Genomic DNA, 9,732 nt, shown 5'->3' on the forward strand with positions numbered 1-9,732 from the left:
ACCATAAAGCCAATACAAAACAAGAGTATTCCGCTGTATGTAAGGTCTTTTATACACCCACAAGAAGCAGGAACCGAAATTAGCAGCGAGGCTACTACCATACCTATTGCATCGTTTATTTTTAAGGTAAACCAAGTATTATTGTCTATCTCGCCCAAAGACTTCTCCTTTATTATCGAAGAAAACTTGAGCCACATTTTTGCTATTTTCCATAAAAACAAGGTAAAAGTAAATACCATGCTCAACTCTGCCATTAGTTTTTCGGTAAGCGTTGACGACGATGAAAGAAAAATTGCCAATTTAATAAGCGACCTTTCAGAAGATTTTAAGGTAAAATACAATAAGGAGATGGAGCTAGTAACCATTCGTTATTACAACCAAGAAACCATAGACAGGGTTACCGTTAACAAAAAAGTTTGGCTCGAAGTAAAAAGTCGTAACACCTGCCAAATTGTGATGAAAAATGCCACCAACCCCTAAAAGGAAGTTTATAGTGTGATGATTTAACAGCATATTTCTCCTCCAAAGACCTTAAAATGAACAAAAACCTCTTAAAAAAGGAAGTGCAAGATTACATCAACAGCAATTTAAGTGCTGATGTAAGTAAAATCGCCTTGTCAAAATCTCCTTTTTCTGAGGTGAGTTCGGCCGAGTTGGCTAACCAAATTGCGGCAAAAAAGAAAGCAGAAAAGAAACTGCCAACTTGGTTTAAGCGAGAAAACATTGTTTTCCCCAGTACTTTGTCGGTAGAGCAAACCTCATCTGAAGAAACGGCCGCCTACAAACAGCAACTAGTAAAAGGCAATTTATTGGTCGATATTACCGCAGGTTTTGGGGTAGATAGCTTTTATTTTTCGCACAAAGTGGATGAAGTTTACAGTTGCGAAATTAATCTCGATTTGGCGGCTATTTCTACACATAATGCCACCCTTTTAGGCGCAAATAACATCAAAATTATAGCAACAGATGGCTTGCAATTTCTGCAAAACGCTACGTTAAAATTTGGCACTATCTACGTTGACCCTGCCCGAAGAAGCGCTAGCGGGAAAGTATTTAAGTTAGCAGATTGCACACCAAATGTAGTTGAACACCTAGATTTGTTATTGCGCAAAGCCGACAGGATTATCGTTAAAACCTCGCCGCTGTTAGATTTACAGGCAGGTTTAACCGAATTAAAAAACGTTTCCGAAATCCATATCGTTAGTATAAAAAACGAATGCAAAGAGTTGCTTTGGGTAATTGATAAAGAATACACCAACGAACCTAAAATAATTTGCGCTACCTTAAACGCCAGCATTAAACAAATAGAATTACCGCTCCATGATATTGAAGTTGGCAATTACCTCAGCAACATACCTGCTACTGGTTATTTATTTGAGCCCGATGTAGCTTTAATGAAAAGTGGTGCATTTAACGCTATTGCTCAGCAATTTGGTTTACAAAAACTGGCAAAACAAAGTCAGCTTTATTACGCGGCACAACCCGTACCAACATTTATAGGCCGAATTTTTAAAATAGAAACCGTTTTTGCACCTAACGAACTTAAAAAGAGTAAAGATTTGCAGGGCAATGTAATTGTTAGAAACTTTCCAGATAGTGCAGAAAACTTAGTAAAAAAGCTCAAAATTAAACCTCATAAAACTACGTTTTATTTGTTTTCTCAAATACAACAAACTTATATCGTTTTTAAAACACAGATTGTGCAGTATTATTAAATCAAGCTAAGCGCATTGACAAGACGTAAATATTCGTTTAAAAACACCACAGATGCACAGCTGATGAAAAATCAAAAAATCACTTTGTAATCTGTGCATCTCTGGCCACATTAAAACTTTATAGCAACTGAAAGTGCATAGTTTCAATTAACGAACTACTGAAACTTACAAAACCAACAATCCAAACGCTCGTAAGGTATGAATTGGTTTTGAGTACCAGAACAACTCAAAATGTTCTAGGTTTGTTTCAAAATCAGCTTTTAGGTCGTTAAATGTCAAGGTTTTTTCATTGGCAGCAGAAATCTTGTCTAAAACGGCCGCTAACCACTCGCCTTCTGCTTTATTAGTTTGTAGGCTAAAATTGTCGCGTTTGTGGTGGAAATGCAAAGTCATCATTTGCCAAGTATTGCCTTTTTTAGATTTGGCAAAGGTCTCCACCCTAGGTTTACCACCTAGCCAAATAATTTTAGCAGAAGGTTTAACGCCAAGGTTTTCATCACTATTTAAAGCAGTATCGATAAAGTTTGCTGCAATGGTAGTTCTTGGTATTTTAAAATCGAACCAATCTTGCAACTTGTAATCGAAACAAATGCCGTGCATATAGTTAAACAACGATTTCTTTAAACCATAGCTAAACTTGTTATGGTCTATTCCTGTTTTATCGGTATAGTTGATATCGTTATTGGCAAAAGTTCCAATTTCTTCGGTTTCTTTTACCACGCCGAATTTATCGGGGTACAAGCCCACCGGACTGTGCGCCGTCATGGCAAACTGGTGCCAAAATCCCGATTGCAACACTCCCGCTTCGAACAATTGGCGCACCATTTCTAAGCTATCTACCGTTTCTTGCACCGTTTGTGTGGGGTAGCCGTACATCAAATACGCATGTACCATAATGCCCGCTTCGGTAAAATTCCTGGTTACTTTGGCCACCTGTTCTACCGTTACACCTTTATCAATTAGTTTTAGTAACCGATCTGATGCGACTTCTAAACCACCAGAAACGGCAATACAGCCCGATGCTTTCAGCAGCAAGCATAAATCTCTGGTAAAGCTTTTTTCGAAACGGATGTTGGTCCACCAAGTAACAGTAATCTTTCTTCGAAGAATTTCCAACGCTACTTCACGCATTAAGGCAGGCGGCGCAGCTTCATCCACAAAGTGAAAACCATTCTGCCCAGTTTTTGCCACCAACTCTTCTATCCTATCTACAATCTGCTTTGCGGCAAGGGGTTCATAAACCTTAATATAATCTAACGAAATATCGCAGAAAGTACATTTACCCCAGTAACAACCGTGCGCCATGGTAAGCTTGTTCCAACGCCCATCGCTCCACATTCTGTGCATGGGATTTACAATCTCGATCACCGAAATGTAGCTGTCTAGCAATAAATCAGCATAATCTGGAGTACCTACCTCAGCTTGTTTATAATCGTTTCTTAAAGTATCATTACGATAGGCAACTTCTCCATTTTCTAACAAAAATGTTCTTTTGTAGAGGTTAAATTCGTTGCCTTTAAGAGTAGCATTGTATAACAGTTCAATAGGTAACTCGCCATCATCTAAGGTAATATAATCGAAAAACTCAAACACTCTTTTATCTGAAAGGGAGCGTAATTCTGTATTAGGGAAACCACCGCCCATGGAGATTTTAATAGTAGGATAATACTGTTTAACCCACTGAGCGCAGCGAAACGCCGCATATAAATTCCCAGGAAAAGGAACAGAAATTAACAACATTTTAGGCTGTACCTCTTCTATCCTATCTTTAAGGATAGCGATTAAGATATGATCAATATAAGTTGGGGCCTGATTTAACGCTTCGTACAGTTCGTCAAAGGAATTTGCACTTCGCCCCAATCGCTCTGCGTAACGACTAAAACCAAAATTAGGATCGATACATTCTACAATGAAATCGGAAATATCTTCTAAATAAAGCGTGGCTAGATGTTTGGCCTTATCTTGTGTACCCATAGCACCGAAAGCCCAATCTAGTTCTTCCAATTGTGCAAAACGAGAGGCTTCTGGCAAGAAATCTTCCTGACAAATCTGTAAAGCCAATGTGGGATTTTTCCCTTGCAAAAAAGCAATTACCGCATCAATGGTTTTTAGGTATTCATCTTTTAGGGCCAAAATACGTTGTGCATTGAAAGAAAAATCGGCCTTGGCAGTTAACTCGGTTTGATTAAATAACGCTGCCAGCCCAGGTTTAGAGAAAAGTGCTAAGATCACTTCGATGCCTAAGTCTGCCTGTACGGAAGAAATACCTTTGGTATTTAAAAAACCTTTAATATACGCCGTGGCCGGATACGGCGTATTCAGCTGCGTAAATGGTGGTGTAATTAAAAGAATATCGGCCTTCAATTTTTTTATTTTCTGCGAAAATACGCAAATGTTTACTTAGCGCCAGTTTAAATTTATACAGAGATACCAAAAACAAAATAACCCACAAATTTAGACTGCCCCAAAAAATTTAGACACTTATTTGGAGGCTTTTTGGTTTACAAGAAATCTCAGTAACTGATTACATGATTAAAAATTCCATCACTTTGTTCAATAATTTTTCTAGGCTAATTGGCCTCCATGATATAATGAAGCCAATAGAAAATGTGAGGCATGCCCCTTCTTTTGGAGGTAGCAAGAAACTGAAGTTACTACAGAAACGCTATTCCAAAAGTAAACCAATCCAAGTTTGTTCGGCTGTACCCAAAATGGAAATTCTCGTTTGTTTTCAAGTGCAAAACAAAAAACTATTTCATTCCTTCCAACTTTTTTGTTTGATCTAAAAATTGCTAAATGCTGAAAAATAAAAAAGGGTCAAGAATAAATTCCTGACCCTACATCTACCTATGAAAAACATACCCCCGAAAGGGTAAGCCCAAATATAATAACATTATTTTAATTATTACCAACTTTTAAAAAAAAATTAATAAAACTTAAGAGAAGAGAAACAAAAAATTACAAATTAAAACTTACAATAATAAACTGGCAATAGAATTATAAATATGAAACGACAACTTTATTAGCCACAACTAATTTTAAATTAACTGCTGATTTTAATACCCTTTCATTTCTTCTTTTAGCGTAAAAAAAAGGAAGTTTAGCATAAAAAAAGATTTCTTATTGCTTTATCACTAGAAGAAATTAAATTAGCCACATGGACAATGAAATAAAAATACCTGTGCTTAATCAAGAACAAATTAGAGTATTAGGCGCCTTGATGGAAAAAGCAAAAACCACGCCCGACTATTACCCAATGACCATGAATGGGCTAGTTGCTGCTTGCAACCAAAAAACATCGAGAAAACCGGTGGTTAATTACGATGAGGAAACCATTGGAACGGCACTAAATGCTCTCAAAATAGCCGGATTGATTTCTACCGCTACCGGAGGTTCTATCCGTAATATCAAATACAAGCACAATTTCGCCATAACTTATCCATTGGTACCATCGGAAGTAGCGGTAATGTGCCTGCTGTTTCTGCGTGGGCCACAAACCCCAGGAGAGATTAACACCAACTCGGGCAGATTATATGAATTTGAAACTTTAGAAGAAGTTATCCAAACCTTAGAAAAATTAGCTAGCGAAAGCTACGTTAAACAATTACCCAAACGCCCTGGACAAAAAGAGCAGCGTTACGCACATCTTTTTAGTGGCGATGTAGAGTTTATGGAAGAAGACTTAGCTACCGATGAAACTGCAAAAACCAATTCGGTTTTGGAAGAAAGAGTAACCAAGCTAGAAACAGAATTAGCAGAATTAAAAGAGAATTTCGAAAAATTGATGCAAGAGTTAATGGGATAATAAATTACCACGGCACCTTACAGGATATTATTAATAACCTGAGTTATTGTTATTCTATTGATTATTAATACGCTGATAGCGTATTTGTAACACTGACCCTGACCACGAAGTAGCGGCGAAGCAAAATAAATTCAGCGCTTGCTCCGAGTATCGGAGGTAACGCTAAATTTGCACTCCGTCTCCCGAAATTAATTCGGGGCTAGCTTTAACAGCTTGTTTTAGCGTGTTTAATAATCGAACTTAGGTTAATACCTATATAAAACTTCTAACAGTTAAACAAACCGCTTAACCAGCCTTAATTTGTGGGTATATCTATCTAATTCTATATTGTAAATACCTTGGTTATCTATAGGGTCTATACGAACTTTACCAGACGAGTGGATGATTTTATCATTGCTTAACATTAGCCCCACATGGGTAATTTTCCCTTCTTCATTATCAAAGAAAGCCAAGTCGCCCAGTTTTGCCGAAGCCAGAAAATCTACCAATTGCCCCTGTTCTACTTGTTGTGAGGCATCTCTGTGCAATGCTATGCCCAATAATTTATAAACCATTTGTGTAAAACCAGAGCAATCGATACCGAAAAAAGTTCGTCCGCCCCACAAATAAGGAGAATTTAAAAAGAACTTGGCTGTTTCTTCTACTTTTGCTGCAAATTCAGATGGATGAGGAATAATTGGCTCAGTTTTTACTTCAAACCTTTGTTCGCCTATATAGCAGTACCCTTCTTGGTAAAAGGGCAAAGTGCTTCCTGGGCTTAAATAATAAGTAGTTCCAGCGTAATCAACTAAACGATTATCAAAAGTTAAGGCACTAATGTACTTATAGCTCTGCTCATCATTATATTGTAGGGCAGTTACTTGCTCTAGCTGTTTGGGATCCATCCAGCCTTCATAATTGTCATGATTGGTTCGCACCAAACACCATTTTTCGTTCTTTTCTAACACCGCTACCCTATCGCCAAAAAGCAATTGCGAAACAATTTCTGCCCTATCTGAAGGTTCTTTCCTAAGTGGTGCCACAGCAATTCTGCAAACGTAATATATACTCATAAACTTAATTATTCGGTATAAAAGTAAAAGAAATATGTGATAAATATCAGCCTATTTTATGCATAATTACCATAAACTTTACCATTAATTATTTGTTATTTAGTAGAAACAAAAAATAAGGCCATGAATTTTAAAAGAATTTTAATTGCTGTTGACAACAGTACTTGTGCCGAAAAGGCCGCAAAAACCGGTTATGAGATGGCTACGCTATACCATGCAGAAGTAGCCCTATTAAATATTGTAGAACCTGCGCCACCCCTAGCCAATCCCGATTTTGGCTTTGCCCCCGCTATTGTAGATATTTATGATAGCAATCTGGAAAACAGCCATATACTGTTAAAAGAAATAGAAAACAAGTTTGGTAATAACACAACAACTACCTACCTCTCTGTACTTGATACGGCTACTAACGGAATTTTACAACAATCGGAAGAATGGCGTGCAGATTTAATTGTAATTGGCACTCACGGTAGAACTGGTTTAAATCATTTTTTAATGGGTAGCGTAGCCGAACACGTGGCAAGAAAATCTGCCTGTCCGGTACTTATTGTACCCAACAAAGCCGAGGTTTAACTACACCTTACAAACCATCTAACCACACTATAAAACAGCAAACTACATTAAACAAAGATCACTCACTAGCCTTACAATATGGTATCACTATTTGTCTAGGTGTCATTAACAAAAGCTTAGCGCTAAGAAACTATTCTTTCTCTTTTGTCAACTCTTCGTTAATTTCAGTTTCATAGCTGTTCATGGCTAATTAATTTTAAGGTAAAGCTTCCCTTAATTGCCAAATTATCCATTACTTTGATTAATAAAATACAGAAACATAAATGACACACCTAGAAAAGTTAGCAGCCATTCGTAATTTGATGCAAAAGGACGGCGTTGATGCCTATATCATCCCATCGGCAGATCCACATATCAGCGAATACCTACCAGATTTTTATAAAAGCATTCCATTTGTTACGGGGTTTACAGGCTCGGTAAGTACCGTGGTAATTACCGCAGATTATGCTGGTTTATGGGCCGATTCGAGATATTTTGTACAAGCCGAAGAACAATTAAAAGGAAGTGGTTTTGAACTGGTTAAATTGAAAGCACAAGGCATGGCCGAATACATCGATTGGTTAGGTCAGAAATTACCCGAGGGCAGTAAAATTGCTTTCGATGAAAAAACAGTTTCAGTTTTAGTAGGCTTACAATTAGAAAAACAATTAGCCTTTAAAAATATCCGCTTCGAAAACCAAGATTACGTTGGACAAATCTGGAACGATAGGCCTGCTTTACCATTTGCTCCGGCATTTTTATTAGCCGACGAAGTAGTGGGCCAATCAGTACCTAGCAAATTGGCAGCAATTAGAGCATCTCTTAAAAAGCAACGCGTAGCTTATCATTTGGTATCCTCATTAGATGATATGGCATGGATTTTTAACCTAAGAGGTCAAGATGTAGGTTTTAATCCTGTGGTGTTAAGTTTTGCTTTAATAGCGGAAAATCAGGTGAAAATCTATATTGATAAGCATAAATTAACTGCCGACGATCAGCATACTTTGACAAACCAAGGTATAACAATTGCAGATTACAATGCGCTAGCCTCAGACCTACAACAGTTACCTACAAATAGCAATATCTTAATAGATCCAAAACGCAACTGCTATTTCATGTACAAGCAAGTAGCAAAAGCAGTGCAAAAGGTATTAGAAACCAATCCATCAACCTATTTAAAAGCAATTAAAAATGAAGTTGAAATTGCCAACACCCGCAAAACAATGGTTAAAGACGGGGCAGCAATGACCAAATTCTTTAAATGGGTAAAAGAAAATATTGGTAAGATAGAAATTACAGAAATATCTGCTGCCGAGGTTTTAAAAGGCTTTAGAGCAGAACAAGATGGTTTTGTTGGCGAAAGTTTTAACACCATTGCAGGCTATAAAGCTCATGGCGCTTTACCACATTATGCCGCTACGCCAGAAAGCGATGTAGCCATAGAGGCCAATGGCTTGTTCTTGGTAGATTCGGGTGGGCAGTACCTTTATGGCACTACCGATATTACCCGTGTAATTCCAATGGGGAACAACACTGATGAAGAACGAACGGATTATACATTGGTATTAAAAGCGATGATTGAAGGCTGTAAAACCCGTTTCCCAAAAGGAACCTGCGGTTATCAGATCGATGCCATTACACGCCGCCCAATGTGGGATTATGCTTTAAATTACGGTCATGGCACCGGTCACGGTGTGGGTTATTACTTAAATGTGCACGAAGGCCCTCATGTTTTCAACGCATCGGCTACGCCAATTGCCATCGAGCTAGGAACCATTACATCTATTGAGCCCGGTATTTATCGCAACGGCAAACATGGTATCCGTATCGAAAATTTAGTTTTAACGGTAAAGGATGAAAATAACGAGTTTAACGAATTTTATGCTTTTGAAAGCTTAACACTTGCCCCTATTGACACCACTTTGGTGAAAAAGGAATTATTAGAACCTTCGCACATTAACTGGTTAAACCAATACCATCAAGAGGTTTACGAAAAGGTAAGTCCATTATTAAACGAGGAAGAAAAAGTTTTTTTAAAGGAAATGACAAAAGCCATCTAAGGCGGCAGAGTGCTTAGTTAAGCCAAGGCTAATCAATACTCGCTTACTAGGCTTTCGTAACAAAAAACAAAAGGGGCTGTAAAATAACACAGCCCCTTTTTTCAAACAATTAATTTAAGCTATTTTATTGCCTTTACCAATTTCATTACTACATAAGCAGTTCCTCCACTGTACTCCATAAGCAATTTTATAGTCATTGCATTATCGTCGCCATTGGCAAGTACAAAACAATAGCAAGTGCTATTCGTGATTTGTAATCGCGAACCCCCATTCGTGCATTTGTAATGCACATCGGCTATAGCAGATTAAAAATCTGCCGATAGGACCTCGCAATTGCAAACCGAACATAATGAGCTCAAGAAATAATTGCGAAGAGCAAAAATATTGAAGCGTAACATCATAAAAAATACACTTCAAACATCATTTCAGATAGGTCGTAACCCAAACTCACATTAACTAAGTTAATTTAACGTGAGTTTTGGGTCTTATTTTTAGGCTATGCCATATGTCAAGCCCTAGCAAACTCCATTAAATTCACTTAAAACCGA

At 37.6% G+C, this 9,732-nt stretch carries 6 protein-coding genes and 1 pseudogene; 5 read left to right on the plus strand and 2 right to left on the minus strand.

The genetic code is table 11. From position 1 onward, the window contains the following. Both B3I52_RS07740 and B3I52_RS07745 read left to right on the plus strand, forming a co-directional pair. Nucleotides 1-480 (plus strand): annotated as a pseudogene (locus B3I52_RS07740) (aspartate kinase); the annotation flags it as partial. 56 nt (nucleotides 481-536) lie between these two features. Further along, nucleotides 537-1,715 carry a class I SAM-dependent methyltransferase gene (locus B3I52_RS07745; protein ID WP_293300110.1) on the plus strand — a complete coding sequence of 393 codons (1,179 nt, stop codon included), beginning with the start codon at nucleotides 537-539 and terminating at the stop codon, nucleotides 1,713-1,715. A 165-nt stretch (nucleotides 1,716-1,880) separates the two neighbouring features. On the opposite strand, the gene B3I52_RS07750 is transcribed toward B3I52_RS07745, so the two are convergent. Next, nucleotides 1,881-4,079: a B12-binding domain-containing radical SAM protein gene (locus B3I52_RS07750; RefSeq protein WP_293300111.1), complete on the minus strand. Its 2,199-nt coding sequence runs from the start codon at nucleotides 4,077-4,079 to the stop codon at nucleotides 1,881-1,883. A gap of 793 nt (nucleotides 4,080-4,872) precedes the next feature. Between B3I52_RS07750 and B3I52_RS07755 the strand changes: the two genes are divergently transcribed. Beyond that, on the plus strand, nucleotides 4,873-5,520 hold the full coding sequence (locus B3I52_RS07755; RefSeq protein ID WP_293300112.1) for a YceH family protein: 648 nt from the start codon (nucleotides 4,873-4,875) through the stop codon (nucleotides 5,518-5,520). A 272-nt stretch (nucleotides 5,521-5,792) separates the two neighbouring features. Here the strand turns inward: B3I52_RS07755 and B3I52_RS07760 are convergent, their stop codons facing one another. Then, complete coding sequence (locus B3I52_RS07760; protein WP_293300114.1) at nucleotides 5,793-6,572, minus strand: C40 family peptidase; 780 nt, start codon at nucleotides 6,570-6,572, stop codon at nucleotides 5,793-5,795. A 123-nt stretch (nucleotides 6,573-6,695) separates the two neighbouring features. On the opposite strand from B3I52_RS07760, the gene B3I52_RS07765 reads away from it, so the two are divergent. Together B3I52_RS07765 and B3I52_RS07770 are read left to right on the plus strand one after the other, a co-directional pair. After that, nucleotides 6,696-7,145 (plus strand): universal stress protein, encoded by a 450-nt coding sequence (locus B3I52_RS07765; protein WP_293300116.1) that lies wholly within the window; start codon nucleotides 6,696-6,698, stop codon nucleotides 7,143-7,145. 263 nt (nucleotides 7,146-7,408) lie between these two features. After that, complete coding sequence (locus B3I52_RS07770; protein ID WP_293300118.1) at nucleotides 7,409-9,184, plus strand: aminopeptidase P family protein; 1,776 nt, start codon at nucleotides 7,409-7,411, stop codon at nucleotides 9,182-9,184. Nucleotides 9,185-9,732 lie beyond the last annotated feature (548 nt).

The sequence above is a fragment of the Pedobacter sp. UBA4863 genome, assembly GCF_002399615.1.
Taxonomy (GTDB): Bacteria; Bacteroidota; Bacteroidia; order Sphingobacteriales; family Sphingobacteriaceae; genus Pedobacter.

Excerpts from the sequence above, each read along its gene's own strand:
- B3I52_RS07745 (WP_293300110.1), top strand. The coding sequence starts at position 537 with ATGAACAAAAACCTCTTAAAAAAGGAAGTGCAAGATTACATCAACAGC.
- B3I52_RS07755 (WP_293300112.1), top strand. The coding sequence starts at position 4,873 with ATGGACAATGAAATAAAAATACCTGTGCTTAATCAAGAACAAATTAGA.
- B3I52_RS07760 (WP_293300114.1), bottom strand. The coding sequence starts at position 6,572 with ATGAGTATATATTACGTTTGCAGAATTGCTGTGGCACCACTTAGGAAA.
- B3I52_RS07765 (WP_293300116.1), top strand. The coding sequence starts at position 6,696 with ATGAATTTTAAAAGAATTTTAATTGCTGTTGACAACAGTACTTGTGCC.
- B3I52_RS07770 (WP_293300118.1), top strand. The coding sequence starts at position 7,409 with ATGACACACCTAGAAAAGTTAGCAGCCATTCGTAATTTGATGCAAAAG.